This is a genomic window from Pseudomonas sp. PS01299 (assembly GCF_029960145.1).
Taxonomy (GTDB): Bacteria; Pseudomonadota; Gammaproteobacteria; order Pseudomonadales; family Pseudomonadaceae; genus Aquipseudomonas; species Aquipseudomonas putida_A.
On record NZ_JASCPO010000513.1, the window covers coordinates 1 to 444 of the forward strand.

General features: G+C 55.0%; 1 protein-coding gene. It reads left to right on the top strand.

Features of this window, described 5'->3' with window-relative positions; genetic code table 11:
- The coding region (locus tag QMX91_RS31360; RefSeq protein WP_282413920.1) for an IS3 family transposase at positions 1–444 on the top strand (444 nt) is incomplete at both ends.

Sequence of the window (444 nt, forward strand, 5' to 3'; positions counted from 1 at the left end):
CTTGAACCCTCATCGTCACCGGAACGAGAGGAGTTGCAGCGGCAACTCGAATCTCTCCAGCTCGATGTTCGCCGTTTGCAGCTTGAACATGACCTGTTGATGAGGGCGAATGAACTCATAAAAAAAGAGACGGGCATCAACCGGCAAGTCCTGACCAATCGGGAGAAGACATTGCTGGCTGATGCCCTTAGGCATAGGTACTCCTTGCTAGAGCTGCTTGACGCGTTGGGCTTGGCCCGAAGCTCCTATTTCTATCATCGAGCCCGAATGCAGGTCGCGGAAAAGTACACCGAAGTGCGTCGTGCCATGGCGGACATATTCGAGCGCAATCATCGTTGCTATGGCTACCGTCGGATGCGAGCTTCGTTGAGCAGGCAGCGTGTGCGCCTTTCAGAGAAGGTGGTGCAGCGCTTGATGAAGCAGGAGTGCCTAGTCGTCGCCAAG